The sequence below is a fragment of the Halarcobacter anaerophilus genome, from assembly GCF_006459125.1.
Lineage (GTDB): Bacteria > Campylobacterota > Campylobacteria > Campylobacterales > Arcobacteraceae > Halarcobacter > Halarcobacter anaerophilus.
This window is the reverse complement of the sequence record NZ_CP041070.1, coordinates 1753726-1778206: the sequence shown is the minus strand read 5'-3', so window position 1 is coordinate 1778206 and position 24481 is coordinate 1753726. Positions and strand designations below refer to the sequence as shown.

Annotated in this window: 24 protein-coding genes; 12 read left to right on the top strand and 12 right to left on the bottom strand. The window is 29.9% G+C overall.

Annotated features, from left to right (window positions below; all coding sequences use genetic code 11):
- Window positions 1–51: 51 nt before the first annotated feature.
- The 4 genes from fliP to AANAER_RS08740 all read right to left on the bottom strand — a co-directional run bounded on the left by fliP (window position 52) and on the right by AANAER_RS08740 (window position 5423).
- The gene (gene fliP / locus AANAER_RS08755; RefSeq protein ID WP_044418448.1) at window positions 52–783 is read right to left on the bottom strand and encodes a flagellar type III secretion system pore protein FliP; all 732 of its coding nucleotides are present in this window, start codon (window positions 781–783) and stop codon (window positions 52–54) included.
- A gap of 72 nt (window positions 784–855) precedes the next feature.
- The gene (gene mrdA / locus AANAER_RS08750) at window positions 856–2637 is read right to left on the bottom strand and encodes a penicillin-binding protein 2 (RefSeq protein WP_407646580.1); all 1782 of its coding nucleotides are present in this window, start codon (window positions 2635–2637) and stop codon (window positions 856–858) included.
- A gap of 502 nt (window positions 2638–3139) precedes the next feature.
- Window positions 3140–3430: an EscU/YscU/HrcU family type III secretion system export apparatus switch protein gene (locus tag AANAER_RS08745; RefSeq protein WP_129080911.1), complete on the bottom strand. Its 291-nt coding sequence runs from the start codon at window positions 3428–3430 to the stop codon at window positions 3140–3142.
- Between the two features lies 1 nt (window position 3431).
- The gene (locus AANAER_RS08740) at window positions 3432–5423 is read right to left on the bottom strand and encodes a synaptonemal complex protein 1 (RefSeq protein ID WP_129080910.1); all 1992 of its coding nucleotides are present in this window, start codon (window positions 5421–5423) and stop codon (window positions 3432–3434) included.
- Window positions 5424–5512: 89 nt separating this feature from the next.
- Here AANAER_RS08740 and fliW point away from each other — a divergent pair, with 89 nt between their 5' ends.
- The 7 genes from fliW to ftsZ all read left to right on the top strand — a co-directional run bounded on the left by fliW (window position 5513) and on the right by ftsZ (window position 12967).
- On the top strand, window positions 5513–5887 hold the full coding sequence (gene fliW / locus AANAER_RS08735) for a flagellar assembly protein FliW (protein WP_044418455.1): 375 nt from the start codon (window positions 5513–5515) through the stop codon (window positions 5885–5887).
- 11 nt (window positions 5888–5898) lie between these two features.
- Entirely contained in the window at window positions 5899–6246 is a 348-nt protein-coding gene (arsC, locus tag AANAER_RS08730; RefSeq protein WP_129080909.1) for an arsenate reductase (glutaredoxin), read from the top strand.
- Window position 6247: 1 nt separating this feature from the next.
- On the top strand, window positions 6248–6601 hold the full coding sequence (locus AANAER_RS08725; protein WP_129080908.1) for a hypothetical protein: 354 nt from the start codon (window positions 6248–6250) through the stop codon (window positions 6599–6601).
- Window positions 6601–8898, top strand: coding sequence for an AAA family ATPase (locus AANAER_RS08720; protein WP_129080907.1), 2298 nt, complete (start codon window positions 6601–6603; stop codon window positions 8896–8898). Before AANAER_RS08725 ends, AANAER_RS08720 begins: the two co-directional genes overlap by 1 nt.
- 69 nt (window positions 8899–8967) lie before the next feature.
- Window positions 8968–10431 (top strand): peptidylprolyl isomerase, encoded by a 1464-nt coding sequence (locus AANAER_RS08715; RefSeq protein ID WP_129080906.1) that lies wholly within the window; start codon window positions 8968–8970, stop codon window positions 10429–10431.
- Between the two features lie 2 nt (window positions 10432–10433).
- Window positions 10434–11834 carry a cell division protein FtsA gene (gene ftsA, locus AANAER_RS08710; protein ID WP_129080905.1) on the top strand — a complete coding sequence of 467 codons (1401 nt, stop codon included), beginning with the start codon at window positions 10434–10436 and terminating at the stop codon, window positions 11832–11834.
- On the top strand, window positions 11834–12967 hold the full coding sequence (gene ftsZ, locus AANAER_RS08705) for a cell division protein FtsZ (protein WP_129080904.1): 1134 nt from the start codon (window positions 11834–11836) through the stop codon (window positions 12965–12967). Before ftsA ends, ftsZ begins: the two co-directional genes overlap by 1 nt.
- A gap of 22 nt (window positions 12968–12989) precedes the next feature.
- Here the strand turns inward: ftsZ and AANAER_RS08700 are convergent, their stop codons facing one another.
- Window positions 12990–13370 carry a heat shock protein transcriptional repressor HspR gene (locus AANAER_RS08700; RefSeq protein WP_129080903.1) on the bottom strand — a complete coding sequence of 127 codons (381 nt, stop codon included), beginning with the start codon at window positions 13368–13370 and terminating at the stop codon, window positions 12990–12992.
- An 11-nt stretch (window positions 13371–13381) separates the two neighbouring features.
- Window positions 13382–14266, bottom strand: a complete 885-nt coding sequence (locus tag AANAER_RS08695; RefSeq protein ID WP_129080902.1) for a DnaJ C-terminal domain-containing protein — start codon at window positions 14264–14266, stop codon at window positions 13382–13384.
- A gap of 167 nt (window positions 14267–14433) precedes the next feature.
- On the opposite strand from AANAER_RS08695, the gene AANAER_RS08690 reads away from it, so the two are divergent.
- The 5 genes from AANAER_RS08690 (at window position 14434) to AANAER_RS08670 (ending at window position 18011) form a co-directional block, all read left to right on the top strand.
- On the top strand, window positions 14434–14748 hold the full coding sequence (locus AANAER_RS08690) for a hypothetical protein (protein ID WP_129080901.1): 315 nt from the start codon (window positions 14434–14436) through the stop codon (window positions 14746–14748).
- A gap of 1 nt (window position 14749) precedes the next feature.
- The gene (locus AANAER_RS08685; protein ID WP_129080900.1) at window positions 14750–15898 is read left to right on the top strand and encodes an FAD-dependent oxidoreductase; all 1149 of its coding nucleotides are present in this window, start codon (window positions 14750–14752) and stop codon (window positions 15896–15898) included.
- 94 nt (window positions 15899–15992) lie between these two features.
- The gene (locus tag AANAER_RS08680) at window positions 15993–16577 is read left to right on the top strand and encodes a hypothetical protein (RefSeq protein ID WP_129080899.1); all 585 of its coding nucleotides are present in this window, start codon (window positions 15993–15995) and stop codon (window positions 16575–16577) included.
- A 144-nt stretch (window positions 16578–16721) separates the two neighbouring features.
- Window positions 16722–17291, top strand: a complete 570-nt coding sequence (locus tag AANAER_RS08675) for an ankyrin repeat domain-containing protein (RefSeq protein WP_044418470.1) — start codon at window positions 16722–16724, stop codon at window positions 17289–17291.
- 141 nt (window positions 17292–17432) lie between these two features.
- Window positions 17433–18011 carry a superoxide dismutase gene (locus AANAER_RS08670; RefSeq protein WP_129080898.1) on the top strand — a complete coding sequence of 193 codons (579 nt, stop codon included), beginning with the start codon at window positions 17433–17435 and terminating at the stop codon, window positions 18009–18011.
- A 27-nt stretch (window positions 18012–18038) separates the two neighbouring features.
- On the opposite strand, the gene AANAER_RS08665 is transcribed toward AANAER_RS08670, so the two are convergent.
- From AANAER_RS08665 to AANAER_RS08640, 6 genes are all read right to left on the bottom strand, one after another.
- A complete protein-coding gene (locus tag AANAER_RS08665; protein ID WP_044418474.1) occupies window positions 18039–18419 on the bottom strand; it encodes a SpoIIAA family protein in 381 nt (126 codons plus the stop codon).
- A gap of 65 nt (window positions 18420–18484) precedes the next feature.
- Window positions 18485–18694 carry an SHOCT domain-containing protein gene (locus AANAER_RS08660; RefSeq protein WP_129080897.1) on the bottom strand — a complete coding sequence of 70 codons (210 nt, stop codon included), beginning with the start codon at window positions 18692–18694 and terminating at the stop codon, window positions 18485–18487.
- A gap of 10 nt (window positions 18695–18704) precedes the next feature.
- Window positions 18705–20885: a heavy metal translocating P-type ATPase gene (locus AANAER_RS08655; RefSeq protein WP_129080896.1), complete on the bottom strand. Its 2181-nt coding sequence runs from the start codon at window positions 20883–20885 to the stop codon at window positions 18705–18707.
- Between the two features lie 9 nt (window positions 20886–20894).
- Window positions 20895–21101 carry a heavy-metal-associated domain-containing protein gene (locus AANAER_RS08650; RefSeq protein ID WP_129080895.1) on the bottom strand — a complete coding sequence of 69 codons (207 nt, stop codon included), beginning with the start codon at window positions 21099–21101 and terminating at the stop codon, window positions 20895–20897.
- A 97-nt stretch (window positions 21102–21198) separates the two neighbouring features.
- Complete coding sequence (mdh, locus tag AANAER_RS08645) at window positions 21199–22140, bottom strand: malate dehydrogenase (RefSeq protein ID WP_129080894.1); 942 nt, start codon at window positions 22138–22140, stop codon at window positions 21199–21201.
- Window positions 22141–22276: 136 nt separating this feature from the next.
- Window positions 22277–24469, bottom strand: a complete 2193-nt coding sequence (locus AANAER_RS08640) for an NADP-dependent isocitrate dehydrogenase (RefSeq protein ID WP_129080893.1) — start codon at window positions 24467–24469, stop codon at window positions 22277–22279.
- Window positions 24470–24481: the final 12 nt, after the last annotated feature.

The window sequence follows — 24481 nt, the reverse complement described above, 5'->3', positions numbered from 1 at the left end:
TGCGATGAATAATCAAAAATATGTTTAAAATAACAGCAATTAGCTTATTTATTATTTAAAGGATTGTGCAAGATTCCCTATTATAAGAGCCCATCCGTCAATAACGATAAAGAAAATAATTTTAATAGGCAAGGATATCATAACAGGAGGCAGCATCATCATACCCAGAGACATTAGTATTGAAGCAACAATAATATCAATTACTAAAAAGGGTAAGAAAATTAAAAAACCTATTTCAAAAGCAGTTTTTAATTCACTTACTACAAAAGCCGGCATAAGCAGTGTTAAAGGAACATCATCGATATTTTTTGGGTTTTCCTCTTTTTTTATTCTATAAAAAAGAGCCAAATCAGCTTCTCTTGTATTTTTTATCATAAACTCTTTAAAAGGTTTAACCCCTTTTTCAAAAGCTACTTCATAACCTATCTTTTCATCCATATAAGGTTTAACTGCATCATCCCAAGATTTTTTGGCATAAGGTTCCATAATAAAAATAGTAAGAATAAGTGAAAGTGATATAATAATTTGATTTGGAGGCGTAGATTGCAACCCCAAAGCTTGTCTTAACAAAGAAAAAACAATAATAAGTCTTGTAAAACTTGTTATCATTAGAAGAAGTGTCGGAGCTAAAACAAGAAGGATTAAAATAATAGCAATATTAATTGTTCTAACAAATTGTGCGGGTTGTTCTAATGCTGCAACTGATAGGTTGATAACCGGTGCAGGGTCTGCGGCAAAAAGAAAAGTTGCACTGAAAATCAATAAAGAAACAACTATTTTCAACTACACTCCTTACTTAAAATAGTCAGAATAATATCTAAAAAGTCATTAATATGATATAAACATAAAAGTCGACTATTTTTTATTTTTTATATATCCCAATTCTATTAATTTATTATATATCTTACTTACTACATGTCCTGCGGCACTTCCTCCGTGCCCTCCATGTTCTACTAAAACCGTTACAACATATTGAGGATCTTTGAAAGGTCCGTAGGTAGTCAGCCAAGCGTGTGATCTATGGTAATATTTAAGTTCACTCTCTTTCATTCTTACTTTTTCGGCTTGAGGAATAGATACAACCTGTGCTGTTCCTGTTTTTGCGGCAATTTTTATTTTTGATTCTCTTACATGGTAATATGCCGTTCCTCCGTCTTTGTTATTTGCAACTTCATACATACCTTGTCTGACAATTTTCATATAATCATCATTGTGTTTAATCTCTTTAGGCTCTTCAAAATTTAGTTTCGAAAAGTGAGGTTTAGGAAGTTTCCCCGTAGCTAAAAAGGCTGTATACCTAGCTATTTGCAACGGTGTTACGGTCATATATCCTTGTCCTATTGAAGCATTTATGGTATCTCCTATATACCAAGGTTGGTCATATTTTTTCTCTTTCCAATCTTTATTAGGATTTGTAGCATAAAATTCATTTACCAAATCAACTCCCGTCTCTTTTCCAATACCGTAGTTTCCTAAAGATTTAGAGATTTTATTAATTCCTACAAGAAGACTTCCTTTATAAAAGAAATCGTCACAACTCTCTCTTATTGCTTTTACAAAGCCCACTCTTCCGTGTCCAGTTGTTTTCCAGCATCTAAATTTTCTGTTTCCTATTTGTAAAGAACCGCTGCAATAAACTTCATAATTGGGTTTTATTCCGTTATCCAAAAATGAAAGGGCAATTCCCATTTTTATAATTGAACCCGGAGGATAGAGTCCGTTTATCAGTTTATTTGTAAAAGGGTGGTTAAAATCGTTTCTCATTTTGTCCCACTCTTTTGTAGAGATTCCGTCAACAAAAATATTATTATTGAATTCAGGATAAGAACCTGCTGCTAGGATTTCACCGTTTTTGGCATTCATAACGACTATAGCACCGCTGTCGTCTCCAAAAATCTTTTGTATATATCTTTGCAGCCTTATATCAAGTGAGATTGATAAATCATTGTTTGAGGAAGGATCTTTTTCATCTAAAAGTTCTATCTCTTTATTTAGAGCATTAACTTTTACTACTTTTACTCCTAATTCACCCTGAAGTTTGTCATTATAATACTTCTCTAAACCGTTTTTACCGATTATACCGCTATATTTTGAAAATTCATTATTTTGAATATCTAATCTTGATGCTTTACCTATATAACCTATAATATGTGAAGCATTTTTACCTTCGGGATATACTCTTTTTACTTCAGATTTAATTTGGATATCATCATTTGAATTAAAGAGTGTATATTTGTCAAAAAAGTTGTCATAAGGAATAAAATCTACAATTTTTACGAAATCATGTTTATAGTTTGAGTCAAGTTTTTTATACTCTTTATATAACTCCTCTTTTTTATATTCGGGAAAATGTTTATTTATCAAAGTAATTAGTTCTTCAAGTCTTTTTTTGTTTTTATAAGATTGTAAGTGGGGTTTTAGATTTATAGAAAACCCTAACTTATTCATAGCTAAAGGCACGCCATTTCTATCTTTTATTATTCCTCTGTTGGGTACTTTATATATTCTTTTAATATAGTTTCTTTTTGATAACTCTTCATAATAGGTATTTGATTTAATACTTAAAAAATATACTCTTGACAAAAGAGTGATTAAAACAATAAAAATTAAAATGAATATTAAATTTAGTCTTTTCAAATGAATACTCCAAATATAAAAAAGTCGATTGCCAGATTTATTAGAAGAGTATAATTTAGCTGGGGTGTTAAATCATTGTTTAAGGACCACATAATATAGACTCCCAAATAAAATACCGCTATATAAATATATGGATTTAAACTGTTAAAACTAAGTGTCCTTTTTATATAAGGTGCAATAAAAACATATACAAAAGTTGATAAAAGTGAGAGTGAAAAAATTTTAAAACCGCTATTGATTTCAATTAAACAGAAAGTTATGATTATAAATATCAAAGAGTAGTGATGTCTTCTTTTTAAGCAAATAAAAAAACTTATAAACAGAACACCTATAAAAAGTATGGGAAAAAAATATATAGAAGATATTATATTCACAAACACAGAAAAAATACATAGTAATAATACAAAAAAAGGATTATCCAGATTATCTGTTCTCATTTGTAGCCAGTTTTTAATTTTTGTTGGATTATATTATAAATGAACTTACAATATTATCAAGATATTTATTTCTCTTTCTCTTTTTTTTCTCTTTCATTTTTTGTTAAATCATAAATAAAAGCAAATATCTCTGCAACCGCTTTATACATACTGTCGGGTATCTCTTTATCAATATCGATTGCAGACAAGAGCTCGATTAAATCTTCATCTTTTTTTATAGGAATATCATTTTCTTGGGCTATTTTTATTATATTATTTGCTAAGGCTCCACTTCCTTTTGCTATAACTTTAGGAGCGGCATCTGTTTGAATATCATATCCAAGTGCAACAGCTTTTTGAAGATTATTCTTTTTCATTTTAAACCCTTATATTAAAGCCCGTATTTAAATCTTGATTTTGACCGTAAGGATTGATGTTTTGTTTGTTTTCTCCTGTTTGTCTTTCTCTTTTCATATCAATAATTTTAATATCAACGGGAATTAAATTTGCCGAGTTAAGTGCTTGTTTTAATTTTGTCAAATTTTCTCTAAAAGTTTGTTTGAAGCTCTCTTTTGAGACATATATAGTCATATCAAGTTTGTTTTTGTCGTATAAAGCCAAAAGAAGTCTTGTTTGACCGAACTCTTTTAATGAAAGATTGATTTCACAATAAAACTTCTCTTCCTCTAATTTTTTCATTGATATTGTGCCATCATCTAACATATCCCAGATAAAGGGCAGATATACGTTATTGCTGTTTGATGTTATGGATAATAATTGATGATATTCAATTTGAGTAACCATTTTATCAACTTGTTTTGACAACTCTACGGAATCTGAATCACTTTTTGTCTGTAATTCGCCTTGCATTTGCAGAAGTACCGCTTTTATATCGTTATGAAGGGAGTTTTGGCTAGTTTGTTTATCAATTAAATTTGAAGGCTGCAATAAGTTATGTGCAATTGTCTCAAGTTTTTCGATATTTTTGAAAATAGTGTTATGAAGATTGAGATTTTGAGGTTCCAAATTTAAATTTACGATACTCTCTTTTAAATTTACAATCAGATTATTAATATTCGATGCAAAATTACTTTGGAAATTATTAAGCAAATTTGTTTGCTGTAAACTTTTCATATCAAAAGGTATTTCGACTTTTGAAAAAAGATTTTGTATATTCAAAAGTTTATCTATTATTTGATTTATAAGTTTATTATCAGAAGTGTTTAGATTTAAAATCTCATTTTTTAGGTTAAAAAGGGTTTGTTGAATCTCTTTTGTTAAGCTGTTTTTCTCTGCTTGTATATTTTGATTTTGAAAAAGCTTGTTTTCTAAATTTATTATTTCATCACTTTGATTTTTTAGATTCATAGCAAATCTTTCCAGATTGTTAGAAGAGGGAAAATCTTTTGACTGAATCAAATCAGAGAGTTGATTGAGCATATTTTTTACTTCTGTTTGGGAACTGTTTTGTAAAAACAGATCTTTTGATTGTAAAAGAGTATCAATCTGATTTAAAAGATTTTGTTTATTTGGAAGATTGTTATTTAAAGAGATCTCATTTTTTAGTTGAAAAAGCGTATCAATAGTTTTTGTTATCAAGTCTTGCTTATTTTGTAAAATAGTTTGATTTTGTATTTGAGAATTTTGACTGTTTTGAAGAGGTTTGAAATTTTCTATTTTTGATTCTATTAACTGCCCCTCTGAAGAGATATTCTTCAAAGTATTCGCTAGATTTAACAGATTATCTATTTGTCTGTTATTTAAGCCTTTTGAGACTTCTTGCAGACCGTTTGTTAATGTTTTTAAATCATTTGTAAGCTGTTGTGAAGAGTCGCTTTTTTGAAGCATCTTATCAATAAGATTTGTTAAATTTTTGCTTTGCAGGTTCGGAATATCTTTTAAAACGTTTTTTATTTCAATCAAAATATTTTCCAAACTTTTAGGCATGTTTTGATTACCGCTTGTTTGTTGAAGTGTTTTTGCTTCTAAAAATACTCCCGATTTTGAAATTAAATCTTTTAATTTATTTGCATCAAGATTTGAAATATCTTTTGAAAAAGCTTTCAAAAGAGGTCTGAATTTTTCCATTGAAGGATCAAGTTTATCCAATAAAGTTGAAATAGATTTTGAAAAGTTTCCCAACTCTTTAAATGAATTTGAGTTTTTCAAAAGATTTTCTATAGTTGAAAGATTTTTTTCTCCGGTTTTTAAATCACTGAAAAGATTCTTTAAAATATCACCTACAGAAGTAGAACCTTTGCTTAAACTCTCTAAAGTTTTAGAATCAGCCTCTTTTAAAACCTCTTTTAAAGCTTTATTATCGTTTGGCAATAATATATTTAATAAATTATTGTTGTTTGAAACTATCATAATATAAGAGTATAGCATAAATTTGAAGATTATTAATTGACAACAAATACTATTTTTTGTAAAATCTAATAATTTTACAAAGGAATTCTATGATTTTTGAAGTGGTTGTTCCAATTGACGGTTGTGAAGAAGAAAAAGAGTTCAAATTGACAAAAATGGATGATTTTTTTTCGGTTATAACAGGACTTCAAAGTGAAGTTTCTTTGAAACTTATGAGTTTTGGAGCTTTAAAAACAATCGCTTTTGAGCTTCCCGAAGATTTCAAAAAAAGATTAGAAATTGAAAAAATAGAAGATCTTTCTATTTTTTATATTTTTGTACTACAACCGCAGGTCTCAGACTCTTCCATGAATATTTTTTCTCCTATTATAGTAAACAATAAATCAAAAAAAATGGGACAAATACATTTGGATTTGGAAGAGTTAGGTTTAGAGAGCTTAAATGATATATTACCAAAATTTTAAAAAGGTTTTTAATGGATAAAATAACAATTTGGCATAATCCAAGATGTTCAAAATCAAGAAATGCATTGACATATTTACAAGAAAAAGGAGTCGATTTAAATATTATAAAATATTTGGTTGATACGCCTTCAAAAGATGAATTAAAAAAAACCCTTGAACTGCTTAATATAAGTGCTAAAGAGTTAATGCGAACAAAAGAAGAGATTTATAAAACGTTAAATTTAAAAGATGAAACTGATGAAAACAGACTTATTGAAGCAATGGTTGAAAATCCGAAACTTATAGAAAGACCGGTTGTTATCAAAGGTAATAAAGCAGTAATTGCAAGACCTTTGGAAAATATTGACAAGATACTTTAAGATGCACGAAAAGCAATTAAGAATAAGATATATAAGAGTTTTAGAAAAATTCTTCACAAGAACGGTCTCTTTGTTGAAACTTGAAGATTTTGATGAAGAACTTTTTAAAAAAAGAACACTTAAGAATTTTGAAGATATAAAAAGAGTAAAAGCTATAGAACTTAATTCAAAATATTATACACAGTTGCTTAACTATATAAATCAAGTGCTTTATTTTATAGATAATCACAGTGAAACCTTTGAAAATGAGAGAGATACTCTGTTAAAAGAGGCTAATCTTCTTCAAAAAGAGAGGAATAAAAACAGCTATAAAAAGGATAAACATAAAAATTCAAAATTTGACGACGGCTATTAATGAGTGAGAATAACCAAGGAGAAAAACTTTTTAATTTAAGCGGCGTTCTAAAAAAAGTACTATATAAAAACGAAGAGACTAAATATATAATTGCCGTTTTGGAAAATAATCAAAAAATATGCGGAAATTATTTTGATACGGATATTGAAAAATTAGTCGGAGAAGAGATTGTTTTGAAAGGAGATTGGACTACTCATAAAAAATACGGAGTTCAGTTTCAATTTCAGACTTTAGAGCTAAGAGAGGCTGAAATTTTCTTTTTTTTAACAAAAATCGTAAAAGGCATAGGTAAAAAATTTGCCCATGAACTTCTTGAAAAATATGATGAAGAGAAGTTGGTTGAAATCTTAAATGAAAAACCCGAAGAGCTTTTGAATTTTAAAGGAATAAAAGAGAAAAAGCTTGATAAAATCGTATCTTCTTGGAATAAGTTCAAACATTTAAGAGAATTAGGAGCTTTCCTTTCCAAATTTGGAGTAACTTCAAATTTGATTAATAAAATATACTCTCATTTTAGTGAAGTAGATAACTTAATAGATAAAATCAAAAAAAATCCATATATGTTGATAAATATAAAAGGAATAGGATTTAAAAGAGCAGATGAGATTGCAAAAGCTTTGGGAATTGATCCTAAATCGGAATTTCGTATAAATGCTTGCATAAACTACACTTTAAGAGAGTTTTGTGATAACAACGGAAACTCTTCAATAGATAAATTTCATCTTTATAAACTCCTTGATGAGGCTTTACGTTTTGAAAATGAGGAGATCTTATATGAAAATTCAATAACAAAAATGTTATCCGAAGAGGAGATTTTTCAGACTAAACAGAACCGTTTTTCTCCTTCAATGCTCTATTATGCGGAGAGAAGAATTTTAGATTTTTTTGAACGAAGAAAAGATGAAAAAAATAAAAAAATTATCGGAAACTTTGAGGAATATATAGTAAAAAAAGAGCAGACTTTAGGGTTTCAATTAAGCAGTGAACAAAAAAGAGCAGTTGAAATTATAAATGAAGGGAATAAAACACTTTTTCTAATAGGTTATGCAGGAACAGGTAAATCAACTTCAAGCAGGGCTGTTTTGGAACTATTAGAAGAGGTTGTTTCTTATGATGATATTATAACAATTGCTTTAAGCGGAATTGCAAGCCAAAGAATCTCGGATACGACAGGATACAACAGTTCTACAATTCAATCACTTTTTGTCAAATACGAGGATAAAGAGTTTTTCCCTCATAAAGTAATTTTGCTTGATGAAGCTTCAATGGTAAATTCGGTTATGTTTTATAATTTGATTAAAAAGATATCCGATGATACGGTTTTTATTATAGTAGGAGATGACGGACAGTTACCTGCAATCGGTGCAGGAAATATTTTAGCCGATGCCATAAAGTATGAATTAGCCGCTATTTGTAAACTTACAAAAATTTATAGACAAAGTGAAAATCAGGCAATTGCTGTAATTGCAAATGATATAAGGCAGGGAAATATTCCTGAATATAATAAGGAGTATGAAGATTTTAATTTTGTAAATGTCTCTATAAATAACTATTATGCGGTAAAAAACTCTTTAAAACAGACAGAGTTTTCTAGTGTAAGGGCACAAATAAGTGAGAATATTTTAAATACGATTTTAAATATTTCAATACAATATATACAAAAATATTATGATTATATAAAAGCAAAAGATATTTCAAAAGCTTTAACTCTTTTTCAAGTAATTACACCTATGAAAGCAGGAGTTTTAGGAGTAGAAAATATAAATATGCAGCTACAAACTCTATTTAACCATACAAAAGGCAAAGGATATAAAACAAAACTTTACGAGTTTAAAATGAGTGATAAGGTGATTCATATAAAAAATGAGAATATGAAAGCCCAAACTATGCAAATGTATAAAACAAATTCAACTGAATACCTTGAAAAAAGGGTTTTTAACGGACAATTAGGACTTATAATAAAATTGGATTTTGAAGAAAACAGATGTATAGTTTTATATCCAAACGACGATATGGTGGTCTTTTACGATTTTGACGATTTAAGCTCATTATTATCTCTTGCATATTGTTTGACTATTCACAAAACGCAAGGAATGGAGTATGAAAATGCCTTGATTCCTATGAGTTTTTCCCATTATATAATGCATAATACCAAACTTTTATATACAGCAATTACAAGGGCAAAAAGCATGTGTTTTATCGTCGGAGAAGAGGATGCTTTTAAAAGTGCATGCAAAAGAATTGAGACAACAAGAAGAGAGTCTGTGATAAATGACCTCTTATCAAAAAATATTTAATTTTTTTTTACCTCTTTAAAAGTAATTTTTGAGTATTATAATTCGAAATTTAAAAAAGGGTAATAATTTATGATAAGTTGGATGCAAAGACATAAAAAATGGCTTGTAATAACTATTTGGATAAGTACGATAGCTTTTGTGGGAGCCGGTTTTGTCGGTTGGGGCTCTTATGATTACGGTTCAAAAGGCGGAACGGTAGCTGTTGTAGGAGATAGAGAAATTTCTGTTGATGAGTATCAAAGAGAGTATTCGTCTTTATATGACCAATATGCAAGAATCTTCGGTAATCAGTTTAATCAAGAGATGGCTGATAAATTAAAACTTAAACAAGTAGCCTATAATACAGTGATTCAAAAAAATCTTATATTATCTTTTGCAGATGAATTAAATCTCGATGTTACTGATGAAGAGGTTGCTAAAGAGCTTGTAAAAATTCCTGCATTTATAAAAAACGGAAAGTTTGATAAAAATACTTATATCAAAGTTTTAAATCAAAACAGAACAAATCCAACTAAATTTGAAGCAACACTAAAAAGAGATCTGCTTTTACAAAAAATGGAAAAAATTTTTAGTATTCAGACACAAAACAGTGAATTAGAAGATTTAAACAGATTGCTATTTTCACAAGACGATATTGATATTCATATCTTGAAACAAGATGATATAAAAATCAACGTAAGTGATGAAGATATAAAAAAATATTGGGAAGCAAATAAAGATAACTATAAATCTCAACCGGCAGTTCTTTTAGAAACAGAAGAGGTTGCACTGTTAAATAAAAGTTTCAGTGATGAAGAGATTGAAGATTATTATAAAAAATTTAGAACAAACTTTGTAAAAGATGACGGTAAAATAAAACCTTTGGAAGAAGCGAAAGATGATGTAATAAAAGCTCTAAATCAAAAAGAGACAAAAACTGCATCATTAAAAAAATATCTTAAATTGAAAAAAGGTGAAGAAAAATTTGTAAATAAAACTGAAATTGAAGAGGCAAAACTTCCTTTTGGAAAAGAGAACAACGATGAAGTTTTAAATGCAGTTCCAGGAGATGTTTTAAAACCCTTCTTTTATAACGATAAATATGTAATTGTAAAAGTTTCTAATAAAATTCTACCTAAAACTTTATCTTACGAAAAGGCCAAAGATATGGCTAAAGCGGATTATATAAAAGTTACAAAAGGAATTGAGTTAGAAAAACTTGCGACAAAAACATTAGAAAACTTTGAAGGAACTCATATCGGTTTTGTATCAAGAGACTCATTTGATAAAATTACGGGTCTAAATCCTAATGACTCTTTGACTTTTTTAAACAGACTTTTCTCTTCTACGGAAAAAAAGGGTAAAATAACAGTTGGAGATAAGATTGTATTATACAGAATCAATGATTCTAAACTTGCAGCTTACGATAAAACAAAAAACGAAGCTGTGGGGAAAACAATTAATAACTTATTAAATCAAGAGTTAATGAATAATTTAGTTAAAAATTTGCAAAATAGATATGAAGTACAATCTTCTATAACTTTTGAGGAGTAATTTTGAATAAAACTCTTTTAGCAATTGATATTGGATCATCGAATATTACTGCTGTAATTGCTAGAAATAATCTAGATTATAAGATTAATATATTAGGAACAGGAACATATAAAAGTGACGGTATTAACAAAGGAGCTATTTCTAATATTGAATTAGCTTCTAAATCTATTAAAGAAGCTGTTTCAATTGCAAGAAAGAATACTACTGAACAAATTGAATCTACCGTAGTTTCAGTATCCGGAGCTTATACTAAAGGTTTAAGAAGTTCAGGAAGTGTTAATGTCCCAAACGGCTTGATTACCGAAAATGAGATAAATCAAGTTCTTCAAATGGCACTTTATAATGCAACAATTATACCTGAATATGAAGTGGTTCATGTTGTACCTATATTTTTTAAAATAGACGATTCAGCCGATGTTGAAAATCCACTTAATATGAACGGTTCAAGACTTGAAGTCTCTGTTTATATAGTTACGGCAAAAAAAACGGCACTTACAAATATAAAATCAGCTTTTAAAATGGCAAATTTGACCGTAAATAATTTTGTATTGGACTCTTATGCGACGGCAATATCTATTTTAGATGAACAACAAAGAAAATTCGGAGCTACAGTAATAAACCTTGGGGCAACAACTACAGAGTTTGCATGTTACAAAGGTTCATCTTTGATATATAACGGATTTATTCCTGTAGGTTCAAATCATATTACAAATGATTTATCGGTAATGCTTCATACCCCTCCTATTGCAGCAGAAAAGATAAAAACAGAATATGGAGATTTATTAAAATCTGATGAAGAGTTGGCAAATAAAAAAGTAAGAACTCCAAGAATAGGCGATGAAAAAAACTCTTCTGAAGTATCTTTGGAATATATTCAGACAATAATTCATGCAAGAGTTGAAGAGGTATTAACTTTAGTTAGAAATAACCTGAAAAAAAGCGGTATCCATGAAAGTTTAGGTACGGGAATTGTTATTACGGGGGGAATGAGCAAGCTTATTGGAATCAAAGAGCTTGCAACACTGATTTTTGATAATCTGCCTGTAAAAATTTCAAATCCCGTAAATATAAAAAACGGATATATGAGTTTTGATGATCCGAAAATGGCAACTATCGTAGGATTATTACTTTACTCTTTAGAAACTAACAGAAATTTTGAATTAGACTCAAATAAAAATTTAATCAAAAAAAGAAAAATTGTTGAACAAGCGGCAACGAAAACACAAGCAGAGAATTACTCTGAATCAATAGCTGCTGCTGATATCCAAAAAACTGTTTTAAATGGAAAAGATAAAGGTGTCAGTGATGAAAATGATTCAAGCAAACTATTACCAAAACTTACAAAAAAGGATAAGAACACTGGCGTTAAAAGATTGTGGAACGCAATTACGGAGTGGTTCTAATGAATGGGAATTTATTTAACGTGGATGATATAAAAGTGGAAATGCCAAGCAAAACTCTTTCGGATAATATAGCAAGGATTTCAGTAATTGGAGTCGGTGGCGGTGGTTGTAATATGATCAACCATATGATAAATGAGGGAACGCATAAAATTGACTTAATTGCTGCAAATACGGATTTACAGGTTTTAAGAATATCGAAAGCTCCCAAAAAGATTCAACTTGGTGTAAAACTAACTAAAGGTCTTGGTGCAGGAATGAAACCGGAAATCGGTCGAGATTCTGCAGTTGAAAGTTATGAAGATATAAAAGATGCACTTACAGGTGCCGATATAGTTTTTATTGCTGCCGGACTTGGAGGCGGTACGGGAACTGGAGCAGCGGCTATTATTGCAAAAGCAGCCAAAGAGATAGGTGCTTTAACCGTTTCAGTCGTAACAAAACCTTTTACTTGGGAAGGTAAAAAAAGAGCAGGTCTTGCAAATTTAGGTTTAGAAGAGATAAAAAAAGTATCTGATTCGATTATTGTAGTTCCAAATGACAGATTATTGGAAATAATTGATGAAAATGTAGGTATGAAAGATGCTTTTAAAATTATTGACAATATTTTATATCAAGCCGTAAACGGAATGACTGAGGTTATTTTAAATCCCGGGAATTCAGATATTAATACGGATTTTGCCGATGTTAAAACAATTATGCAGCATAAGGGTATGGCATTAATGGGTATCGGTAAAGCAAAAGGCGATAATGCAGCGCAAAAAGCTTTAGAAGATGCAATTGATTCACCTCTTTTAGATAAAGTTTCATTAAGCGGTGCAAAAGGTATTTTAATACATTTTAATACCCATCCTCAAGTATCTTTGTTTGCTATTAACGATGTTATGTCGAAAATCCATGAAACAATCGATTCAAATGCCGAAATTATTTTCGGTACGACTTCAGATAATACTTTGGAAACGGATGAAGTAAAAATTACAATAGTGGCAACGGGATTTGAGTCTAAAAATGATTCTCCTTATGAAACAAAATCAGTAGAAGAAGATAACTCTAAAAAATTATCTGTTGATGATGAAAATTATTTGGATATTCCTCCGTTAATGAGAGATTACAGAGTACAGTATCAATTATCTTAAAACGATATAAGAGTAGTAAATACTACTCTTCAAAAATTACTACATCATAAGAACTTTTTTTAATAACCAAAGCTTTAGAGTTTGGTACAAGCCCGAATCTATTGATATCTTTTAATTTTCTTTTATAACCTTTGATCTCGTTTTCAAGATTTTCAATTTTACTGTTTAGTTGTAAAATTAAATCTACTCCCGCTAGATTTATGCCAAGTTCTCTAGTAAGAGTTAAAACATATTTTATATGATCAATATCTCTTTGTGAATAGAGTCTTATTTTTCCGTTTGTCCGAGAAGGTTTTATTAAACCCTCTCTTTCATATTGTCTTAATGTTTGAGGATGAATATTTAAAATCTCTGCCACGGCAGAGATTAAATAAACAGGTTCTTTATATGCATTTGTATCCATATTTAGTCCTTTTAAACTGTTTGGGGGAGTTTCTCTTTTAGCATTTCAACTAAATCATTATCCAAAGCTTCAACTTTCGGTAAAATAATATTTGCTTTTAAATACAAATCCCCTTTTTTACCGATTTTTCTATCATAAACACCTAACTCTTTTACTCTGAATCTTTGGTTCTCTTTTGTATTTTGAGGCACTTTTAAAGTGATTGTTTTATGAATTGTTTTAATCTCTATTTTACCGCCGAATAGAGCTGTTTTTAAGGGAATATTAAAAGATTTGATTAATGTATTTCCATCTCTTTCATATTCAGGACTTGCTGCAACATTTACTTTTATTATCAAGTCTCCTCTTCTTCCTTGATAAGATTTACCTTTTCCTTTTGCTCTGATTTTTTGACCGTCTTTTATCCCTTCTGGTATTTTTATATCAAAAGAGTCGTTATTTAAAGAGATATGTTGTTTCCCTCCTAATATTGAGACATCAAATGCGATAGTTATTTGAGCATGGGTATCAAGATCGGGTTGTGAGAATCCTTGATTTCCAAAACCGCTAAATCCGCTGAAACCTCCTTGTGAAAATCCTGAAGAACTAAACCCTCCGCCTCCAAACATTTGTCTTAAAATTTCATCTAAATCAACACCTGCATCTTGACCTCTTGCAAAGTCATGGAAATTTTGACCGCCGAACATTGAATCTCCAAATTGATCATACTGCTGTTTTTTCTCAGGATTGCTTAAAACTTCATAAGCAGCATTAATCTCTTTGAATTTATCTTCAGCTTTTGGATCTTTGTTTACATCCGGGTGGTATTTTCTTGCTAATTTTCTATATGCTTTTTTTATCTCATCAGCAGTAGCGTTTTCATTTACTTCTAATGTTTCATATAAACTTTTTGCCATTGTTTTTATCCTAATAATCTATTAATTTTTCTATATATTATATCAAAAACTTGAGTCAATGTCAATCAAGTTTAAACTATTTTTTAGTAAGAGTGACTCAATAAAGCAAGATAATAAAAAGTTAGATTTTAAGAGATTTTAATCTCTTTTTCGCAATTATATCAATTATGTTTGAAAAAGATGAATGGACTCAAAAAGAGTTTTATAAATACAAAAACGAGTTAGAAAAAGAGGGTGCCCAAGTAGTATTGGTAGATACTATTTTAAAACCTCTTGGAAATATGAAAACTATCACGTATAATCCTTACGAAATGGCAAATATGCCTGAAAATACTGTATTTGTTTTTTACTGCGATACGGGAAAAACAACTAAAGAGCGACTTCCTTTTTATAGAAAAAAACTTCCTAAACACAGATGTGTTTCTTTACGGGGAGGAAGAGGATATTGGCGTCCTAATTATCAACCTGGCAAAGAGTTTTAATATGAAGACTTATGATTATATTATAGTGGGTGCGGGAATAGCAGGTTGCAGTACGGCATATTTCCTTTCTAAATACACTGATTCGATTTTACTTATAGATAGAAACAGTGATTTAGCCCAAGGTGCAAGCGGTGCAGCTGGGGCTTTTCTCTCTCCTCTTTTGGGAAAACCCAATAAATTTAAGGATTTAGTTACAAAAGCATTAAACTTCTCTACGGATTTTTATTTAAATAATATTCCAAAAGAGATTACAAATTGCGGAGTTGTAAGAATTCCTAAAAATAAAGAAGATGCACAAAAATTTGAAACATATAAACCTTATATGGATTTTCCTTATGAAAAAATGGAAGATGGATACTATTTTAAAATAGGCTCTCAAGTAAACTCGTATAATATTTGCAGCTATTTGGCAGATAAAGTGGAAAAACTTTTTGATTATGAAGTTCTTACAACGGAACAAAACAGTGATTTTTGGATAATAAACGGTGAATTAAAAGCAAAAAATCTTATTTTAACAACAGGTGCTGATATCTCTTTAATAAAAGAAAAATATTTTAATATAAGAGCCGTATGGGGACAAAAAATAGATATCTATACTTCAACCCAAACTACAAAAAATTATCACAAAGAGTGTTCTGTCTCTCATTCAACTTATATAAAAAAGAAAAATAAGTATTTAGTCTCTATTGGAGCAACACACCATAGAATAAATGAGGATTTACATATTAGCAATAACTGTTTAGATTTAAAAAATAGAGTTTTTTTTACCGAAGAGAGAATAAAAGAGAATACAAACAGACTTTTGACTTTGGCAGATGATATAATAAAACTTGAAGATATAGAGGTTTGTGATGTTAAAATCGGTCCAAGGGCTTCAAGTGTAGATTATTTCCCAATGGTAGGAAAACTTATTGATTCCCAAACTACGATAAAACAGTATCCTCACTTAGTAAACGGCTCTCATGTAAAAGATGCAATGTTATCTACATATGACAATTTATATGTTTTAAACGGAGTAGGGGGAAGAGGTTTTGTCCTTTCTTCTTATTTAGCTTCATCTTTAGTTGAAAATATTGTTAATAACAGCTCTTTAGATAATCAAATTACTACCCATAGAATGTTTAAAAGATGGGTTAAAAAATCAAAATAAAAAAGAAAATAAGAGAAAAGTAGTTACTTTATATTATTAATTAACAGTTAATCTTAATAAGATAAAATGAAATAAATTTAAAAAGAGGGACGTTATGGCAAATTTACTAAAAGTAGTGTTTTTAGGATTAGCTGGTTTTGCATTGTTGGTATATTTTACTGCTGAAAAGCCTAAACAGATAGTTGCAGATGATAATGTAGTAAATATAATAAATTATAAGTCCTTACCGTCAACTTATGAATTAGTAGGTAAAGATGGAGAGATCAAAAAAGAGACTCTTCTTCAAAAAGGTAAGAAGTATTTAATTATAGTAGGAAATCATGACTCTTTAGCTGTAGTAAAAGAGTTGCCTAAACTTTTTAAAGTAGATCTTCCTTATGTTATGGTTGCAAATATTTCAAGTGCTCCTTGGTTTGTAAAAAAACTTTTTATCCCGGGAAAACTTGAAGAGTTAAATGAGGGAACAAATATTCCTATGATTTATGATATGGATGGGAAAATGGTAAATGCTCTTAAAGTTAGAGATAACTCAAAAACAAAATTTTTTGCATATATCCTGACAGAAGTAGGAACAATATCGAAAATTTATGAAGGAGAGGTGAAAGCAGGGGCTTTAGACGGAACAATGTCTTTAGATGAAATTAAAAAAGCTCTTCAACCTCTTGCACAACTTTTATAATCAAGATAAAACCTTTTTTAGGTTTTATCCTTCTTTCTTTTAAAGTAATCTGTATAAAAAATATATACTTTTTTATTATATCAATAGTGGTTATCAAATAATTTTAAGATTAGTTTGTTATAATATTTGACTAAGGATCTTAAAATGAGTATAAATAATATAGCACAAAAAGAAGAATTATCAAAATTATTAATCTACAGTGTTCATGATAATGCTAAGTTTGAGTACTTATTATTAAAAGGGGCAAATGTAAATTATCAAAATGAACATGGCTGGTCTGCAATGTTTCAAGCAATTGTTTCAAAAGATGATAGATTCTTAAAAAAAATAGTAGAACACGGTGCAAATATAAACCAAAGAGATAAAAATACAAAAAACGGACTCTTTTGGGCAATTTATTCAGGAAACTTAACTGCTTTTAATTATCTTTTATCAAAAGGTATAAGCTTGAATGTTTTTATAAAAGACAGACTTCACGCTTTGCATTACAGTGTATATAGAGGCAGACTCGATTTTATAAAAGTATTATTGAAAAGAGGAGTTGATATGAATCTATGCGATCACTTAGAAGCAAACCCTTTTTTATATGCAGTATTATATAAACATAACCATCTAATTGAATTTTTTTCAAAAAACGGTGCAGACAAATATAAACAAGATGTATTTGGTAACAGCGCTTACTCTTTGGCAAAAGAGTATGGAATAAAAATATAAATTAATTTTCGTCAAAAACTTTTCAAATTTAAATAGGACAAAAATAGTCTTAATTTATAAATTAGTATTAAACTCTTATTGATACTTAAAGAAAAAGCAGTAAGATTTAAACAATATTTATTATATATGAAAGGATTAGATATGACACATGAATTAATGAAATTACCTTACGAATTGGATGCTTTAGAGCCTCAGATGTCAAAAGAGACTTTAGAATATCATTACGGTAAACATCATCAAACATATGTAACAAAACTTAATGGATTAATTAAAGGTACAAAATATGAGGATCTTCCTTTAGAAGAGATTATAAAAAGTTCAGAAGGTGGAGTTTTTAATAACTCGGCACAAGTATTTAACCATGATTTCTTTTGGAAAGGTTTAACTCCTGGTGGTTCAGAGATTCCTGAAGCGGTAGAAAACAAATTAAATGAAGCTTTCGGTTCTGTTGATAAATTTAAAGAAGAGTTTACAAATGCTGCTGTGAATCAATTTGGTTCAGGTTGGGCATGGCTTGTAAAAGACGGTACGGGAAAACTTGATATTATTTCAACATCAAATGCTAATACGCCTATTACGCAAGGATTAACACCTATTCTTACGTGTGACGTGTGGGAACATGCTTATTATATAGATACAAGAAATGCAAGACCTGCATATTTAGAAAATTTTTGGAAATTAGTTAACTGGGATTTTGTTGCACAAAATCTCTCTAAATAAAAATAGAAGAAGAGAATTCCTCTTCTTCTATTCATTTAACCATTTAAAGGCTTCTTCTTCATTATCAAAATTTTTTATATCCCCTTGCATAAACCAAGAGCTGATTTTAGAACCGTATTGAATCCAACTTTTACCGTTTAAAATAGCAATCTTGTCAAATTCGTTACCGTGTTTAAGTCCTAATTTAAAATCATCCCAAGCTGCTTTGAGTTCCCAGCCTTCAAGTTCACTGCAATCAATCAAAGCTTTTATTTTTGGTTTTTTTATTCCTTCTATTGCCGAATCAATCATCGGAGTAATGGTTTCATAATCTTCGTGAGTTAATTTTCCGACAGCTTTTAAGGTCAAATAGAAGTTATTATCAACTCTTTGAATACCGATACTTAGTCCATGTTTATAAAGTTTCATAGCAAACTCCTTAAATATATTTTGATATTATAATTTTATAACTATCAAACTTAAGGAGTCAGAAGTTAAGATAACTCTTTTTTTAATTTATCGTATTCTTCTTTAGTGATTTCACCTTTTGCCAATCTTTTCTTGAGTATATCAAGAGGTTCTTCTTCTTTCTCTTTTTGATTATTTTTAAGCAGTAAAAATATCACAACTAATATAATAATCCAAAACAAAGTCATTCCAAAACCATGAAAAAATGTCATATTTGTTCCCATATAGTTCCACATAATATACTCCTTATAGTTTTTTCAATTTAAGTCTAAGAGAGTTTAATACAACCGTAACAGAACTGAAACTCATTGCAATCCCTGCATACATCGGTGTTAACATTAATCCGTTAATAGAGTATAAAATACCGGCAGCTAACGGTATACCAATACCGTTGTATATAAATGCCCAAAAAAGATTCTCTTTTATTATTCTTATTGTTTGAATCGATAAATTTATACTTTTTGCCACTGCAAGCAGTTCATTATTTATTAAGATAATATCTCCTGCATCTTTGCTTATATCCGAACCTGAATTTAGTGTTACACCTATATCTGCTTGTTTTATAGATAAAGCATCATTAATACCGTCTCCTACAAACATAACTTTCCCGTTTTTTTGTATCTCTTTTATTATCTCATACTTTTGCGTAGGTATAACTTCACTGTAAATTTCATCAATTTGTAGAAGCTCTGCAATTTTCTTAGCAGTTGTTTTATTATCTCCTGTAAGTAATATAGGTTTTATATCCAATTTTTTTAGTTTATTTATCAGCTCTTTTGCATCTTCTTTTAATTCATCTGCCAAAATAAAAGAACCTACTGTTTTTTTATCTATTGCTGCTAAAATGACACCGTTTCCTAATTCTAAATATTTTTTGTAAGTTTCCAGATGTTTAGGCAGAACCTCAATATTGTTTTCATTTAGAAGTTGTATGTTACCTAGAAGAATTTCCTCTTTTTCTATTTTAGCTTTTATACCTCTTCCTGCTATTATTTCCAAATCTTCAATATCATAATCTATATTTGAAATTTCCTGTTTGTTCATATACTCAACAATAGCTTTTGAAATAGGGTGTTCGCTAAGTTTTTCCAGATTTTGAATTTTACTAAAATGTATTTTGGGAATATCCGTGTTTATTACGGCTATTTTACCTTTTGTTAAGGTTCCCGTTTTATCAAAAACCGCAAACTTTATATCTTTGATTATCTCTAAAATTTCGGGATTTTTTATTAAAATTCCATCTTTTGCACCGCGGCTGACCGAACTTACAATAGCAATTGGTGTAGCAAGTCCCAAAGCACAAGGACAAGAGATAATAAGTACGCTGATACTTGCTAAAATAGCATTTTGCATATTTCCTACAAATGCCCATACTATGAATGTAAAAATAGAGATAATAATAACAGTAGGAACAAAGATATTTGCAATTTTATCTGCAAGTCTGCTTATAGGAATTTGTTTACTTTGAGCAGATTTTAAAAGATCTATTATTTTACTAAGAGTCGTATCTTTTGCAAGTTTTGTTACTTTTATAGTAATAACACCGTTTGTATTAACTGTTCCTGATAAGACTTCATCTCCTTGTTGTTTAAACAAAGGAAGAGACTCTCCTGTAATCATTGAAGTATCAATATCGGCTTTACCTTTAATTATCTCTCCGTCTGCAGGGATTTGTTCTCCTGTTTTTACTAAAATAGTATCTGAAATCTTTAGTTGTGTGGCTAATACTTGATTGATGTTATTTTCTTTGTCTATCAAATTTGCATATTGAGGAGCTAAATTCATTAATTTTTTTAGAAAATCACTGGCTTTTTGTTTTGATCTCTCTTCTAAATATCTTCCTAGTAAAACAAAAGATATAATAACAGCTGCACCGTCAAAATATAGAAATCTTAAATTTTCAGGGAATAAAGTAGGGAAGAAAAGAACAAAGGTTGAATAAAAATAAGCAGCACTTGTCCCTAAAGCAACAAGCACATTCATATCATAGTTTCTATTGATTAGTGCTTTAAATCCGAGTTTATAAAACCTTTTACCGCTGTAGAATTGAACAACAGAAGCTATTAAAAAAATAGTATAGTTTTTTAGATTTTCGTTTAAAATATTTGAAAAAGAGAAAACAAAGATTAAAATAGTCAAAGAAATAGAGATAATAAACAATCTTTTTAAATTTTGAAACTCTTTTTTTTGAGCCTCTTCAAGATGTTTGACATCTTCTTGGACATGATATCCTAAAAGTTCGATTTTATCTATTAATTTCTTTTTTGAAAACTTTTGAGTATCAATTTCAAAGTCTCCTTGACTTGATGCAAAACTTACATCACAATTCTCAACACCATCTTGCTTTTTTAAAAACTTTTCAATACCGTTTGAGCAGTTAACACAACTCATTCCGGAGATATTTAGATGTATTGTCTCTTTTGACATAATATCTCCTTATTTATTTATAATCGGGAATCCTAGTTCAGACATTTCAGAAATAAATTTTTTTTCATTTTCATCATTTTCTATATCTAAAGTTACCTCTTTAGGTGTAGCTTCAAGATTTACTTCAATCTCTCCAAAGTCGTCAGTTAAAGAAGCTTTTATCATATTTGCACAGTTATTGCATGAAATATTTTCTGCTTGATATGTTTTTTTCATTATTTTATCCTTTTAATTTTTTGTTATTATATCATTTTTATGTGTAGGAAATATGCAACTTTGATAATAATTCTTAAATTAAAAGAGAAATTCGGTATTAGAAGAATCTCTCTTCTAATACTTCAATTAAAGATTTTACGGATTTTATCGAGTTTTCAAAAAGTTCTTTCTGTCTTTCATCCAATTTTAATTCCATGATTTTTTCAACACCTTTATTTCCTAACATTACGGGAACACCTGCAACTATATTTTTATATCCGTATTCTCCGTCAAGCATAACAGCACAAGGGTAAATTTTCTTTTTATTATCTAAAATGGCTTCAACCATAAGAGATGTTGCATGAGCAGGAGCATAATAAGCTGACCCTGTTTCAAGAAGTTTAACAATTTGAAGACCGCCGTTTTTGGTTTTTTCAACAATTTGTTCAATCTCTCCTTGAGTCAGAATTTCAGTAATTGCGACACCTGCAACAGTTGAATAGTTTGGAAGAGGAACCATATTATCTCCATGTCCTCCCATTACGGAAGATTCTATTTGTCCTGCACCGAAACCAACCTTTTCTAAAATAAAGTGACTCATTCTTGCACTATCTAAAATTCCTGCCATTCCCACTACTTGCTCTTTTTTGAAACCTGAGGTTTTTAGAGCTGTATAAACCATTGCATCAAGAGGATTTGATACAATTATTATTATTGAGAAAGGAGCATGAGTTTTTATATCTTCAATTACGTTTTTCATGATTTTTGCATTTGTCAGAAGTAAATCATCTCTGCTCATACCGGGTTTTCTTGGAACTCCTGCAGTTATAACAACAATATCGCAGTCTTTTAAGTCTTTTCCTGTTTTTGCTGCATGTACTATTGTGTGTGATTTAGCGGCATTTGCGGATTGAGAGATATCTAAAGCCATCGCTTCTACTACATTCTCTCTGATATCTTTTAATACGATAGAAGAACATATTCCTTTGTGGGCTAATGTGTATGCCAGGGTGGAACCCACATTTCCAACACCTATAATTCCTACTTTTTTATTAATCAAGACGATGCCTTTTTCTTTTTAAATTTTATTTTAATTATATCAAATTATATTTAGTATAATTAAAATAACTTGTATATTTTTTATAAAAAAAAAGGCAGGATTTTATCCCTGCCTTTTTGAATTTTTAAAAAAATTATTATCCGATAATTGCATTTAATGTAGCAGACGGTCTCATTGCCGCACTTGCTTTTTCATCATTTGGAAGATAATATCCACCGATATCTGCAGGAGTACCGTGTGGTGCAACTAATTCAGCTACGATTTTTTCTTCATTTTCCGATAATGCTTTAGCTATTGGTTCAAATTCTGCTTTTAGTTGAGCATCTTCATTTTGTGCAGCTAGTTCTTGCGCCCAATACATTGCTAAATAGAAATGACTTCCTCTATTATCAATTGAACCTAATTTTCTTGCAGGAGATTTGTCATTTAAAAGAAAAGTTCCTGTTGCTTTGTCTAAAGTTTTTGATAATACTTTTGCTTTTTGATTATCTTGAGTATTTCCTAAATGCTCAAATGAAGCAGCTAATGCCATAAATTCACCTAAAGAGTCCCATCTTAAGTAGTTCTCTTCTAAAAATTGTTGAACATGTTTAGGAGCCGATCCTCCTGCACCTGTTTCAAATAATCCTCCACCTTGCATTAATGGAACAATAGATAACATTTTAGCAGATGTTCCAAGTTCTAAGATTGGGAAAAGGTCTGTGTTATAATCTCTAAATACGTTTCCTGTTACTGAAATAGTATCTTTACCTTCTCTCATTCTTTTTAAAGAGTATTTAATAGCATCATCAGGAGCCATGATAGAGATTTCTAATCCTGTTAAATCATGATCTTTTAAGTATGTTTCAACTTTTTTAATCATTTGAGCATCATGTCCTCTGTTTTTATCTAACCAGAATACTGCCGGAGTATTTGATAATCTTGCTCTGTTAACCGCTAATTTAACCCAATCTTTGATTGGTGCATCTTTAGCTTGGCACATTCTGAAAATATCACCTTTGTCAACATCAAAACTAAATACAGTTTCGCCGGCTTTATTTGTAACAACAATTTTACCGTCACCTTGAGCTTGGAATGTTTTATCATGACTTCCGTACTCTTCGGCTTTTTTAGCCATAAGTCCTACATTTGGTACACTTCCCATTGTTCTTGGATCAAGAGCACCGTTTTCTTTACAATCATCAATTACCACTTGATATGTTGTAGCATAACATCTATCAGGAATCATTGCCAAAGTATCTTCTTCTTTATCTTCAGCATTCCACATTTTACCTCCGCCTTTTATCATAGCAGGCATAGATGCATCAATAATTACATCTGAAGGAACATGTAAGTTTGTAATACCTTTAGCTGAATTAACCATTGCCAATCTTGGTTGTTTTTTGTAAATTGCTTCAATATCTGCTTCGATTTCAGCTTTTTTATCTGCATCAACTTGATCTAGTTTAGAGTATAAATCACCTAAACCGTTATTGAAATTAACACCTAATTCATCAAATAGTGCTCCGTGTTTTTCAATTAAGTCTTTGAAAAATACTTTTACTGCAAAACCGAACATAATCGGATCTGAAACTTTCATCATTGTTGCTTTTAAGTGTAAAGATAAAAGTACATCTTTTTCTTTAGCTTCATCAATTGATTTTTGATAAAACTCTTGTAAAGATTTAGCACTCATTTTTGTTGCATCAATAACTTCTTTGTCTTCAAGAGGTAATTCTGCTTTTAATACAGTTTCAGTCCCGTCTTTTCCAATAAAAGTAATTTTAAAGTTATCTTCATGATCTAAAGTAGTAGATACTTCAGTACCGTAAAAATCATCTGCATTCATATGCGCTACGTTAGTTTTTGAATCTTTTTTCCATTCACCCATTCTATGAGGATTGTTTTTAGCATAATTTTTAACTGCACTAGGAGCTCTTCTGTCTGAGTTTCCTTCTCTAAGAACAGGGTTTACAGCTGATCCCAAGATTTTTGCATATCTTGCGGTAATCTCTTCTGATTCGTCATAGTTAGGTACGTTGTAACCTTTTGCTTGTAACTCTTTGATTGCTGCTTTTAATTGTGGAATTGAAGCAGAAATATTCGGTAATTTAATAATATTCGCTTTAGGATCTTGAGTTAAAGCTCCAAGTTCTGCTAATGCATCACCGATTTTTTGTTCATCTGTTAAATTCTCAGGGAAGTTGGCGATAATTCTCCCTGCTAATGAGATATCTTTTTGTACCATTTGAATACCTGAACTTTTTGTAAAAGCTCTGATAATAGGTAAGAAAGAGTATGTTGCTAAGGCTGGTGCTTCATCAACTTTTGTATAAATGATTTTTGACATGTCTATTCCTAA

What these genes read in the sequence shown, in the direction of transcription:
- AANAER_RS08745 (WP_129080911.1), bottom strand. Translation starts at nt 3,430, where the DNA reads ATGAAAAAGAATAATCTTCAAAAAGCTGTTGCACTTGGATATGATATT.
- AANAER_RS08740 (WP_129080910.1), bottom strand. Translation starts at nt 5,423, where the DNA reads ATGATAGTTTCAAACAACAATAATTTATTAAATATATTATTGCCAAAC.
- fliW (WP_044418455.1), top strand. Translation starts at nt 5,513, where the DNA reads ATGATTTTTGAAGTGGTTGTTCCAATTGACGGTTGTGAAGAAGAAAAA.
- arsC (WP_129080909.1), top strand. Translation starts at nt 5,899, where the DNA reads ATGGATAAAATAACAATTTGGCATAATCCAAGATGTTCAAAATCAAGA.
- AANAER_RS08725 (WP_129080908.1), top strand. Translation starts at nt 6,248, where the DNA reads ATGCACGAAAAGCAATTAAGAATAAGATATATAAGAGTTTTAGAAAAA.
- AANAER_RS08720 (WP_129080907.1), top strand. Translation starts at nt 6,601, where the DNA reads ATGAGTGAGAATAACCAAGGAGAAAAACTTTTTAATTTAAGCGGCGTT.
- AANAER_RS08715 (WP_129080906.1), top strand. Translation starts at nt 8,968, where the DNA reads ATGATAAGTTGGATGCAAAGACATAAAAAATGGCTTGTAATAACTATT.
- ftsZ (WP_129080904.1), top strand. Translation starts at nt 11,834, where the DNA reads ATGAATGGGAATTTATTTAACGTGGATGATATAAAAGTGGAAATGCCA.
- AANAER_RS08700 (WP_129080903.1), bottom strand. Translation starts at nt 13,370, where the DNA reads ATGGATACAAATGCATATAAAGAACCTGTTTATTTAATCTCTGCCGTG.
- AANAER_RS08695 (WP_129080902.1), bottom strand. Translation starts at nt 14,266, where the DNA reads ATGGCAAAAAGTTTATATGAAACATTAGAAGTAAATGAAAACGCTACT.
- AANAER_RS08690 (WP_129080901.1), top strand. Translation starts at nt 14,434, where the DNA reads ATGTTTGAAAAAGATGAATGGACTCAAAAAGAGTTTTATAAATACAAA.
- AANAER_RS08685 (WP_129080900.1), top strand. Translation starts at nt 14,750, where the DNA reads ATGAAGACTTATGATTATATTATAGTGGGTGCGGGAATAGCAGGTTGC.
- AANAER_RS08680 (WP_129080899.1), top strand. Translation starts at nt 15,993, where the DNA reads ATGGCAAATTTACTAAAAGTAGTGTTTTTAGGATTAGCTGGTTTTGCA.
- AANAER_RS08675 (WP_044418470.1), top strand. Translation starts at nt 16,722, where the DNA reads ATGAGTATAAATAATATAGCACAAAAAGAAGAATTATCAAAATTATTA.
- AANAER_RS08670 (WP_129080898.1), top strand. Translation starts at nt 17,433, where the DNA reads ATGACACATGAATTAATGAAATTACCTTACGAATTGGATGCTTTAGAG.
- AANAER_RS08665 (WP_044418474.1), bottom strand. Translation starts at nt 18,419, where the DNA reads ATGAAACTTTATAAACATGGACTAAGTATCGGTATTCAAAGAGTTGAT.
- AANAER_RS08660 (WP_129080897.1), bottom strand. Translation starts at nt 18,694, where the DNA reads ATGTGGAACTATATGGGAACAAATATGACATTTTTTCATGGTTTTGGA.
- AANAER_RS08655 (WP_129080896.1), bottom strand. Translation starts at nt 20,885, where the DNA reads ATGTCAAAAGAGACAATACATCTAAATATCTCCGGAATGAGTTGTGTT.
- AANAER_RS08650 (WP_129080895.1), bottom strand. Translation starts at nt 21,101, where the DNA reads ATGAAAAAAACATATCAAGCAGAAAATATTTCATGCAATAACTGTGCA.
- AANAER_RS08640 (WP_129080893.1), bottom strand. Translation starts at nt 24,469, where the DNA reads ATGTCAAAAATCATTTATACAAAAGTTGATGAAGCACCAGCCTTAGCA.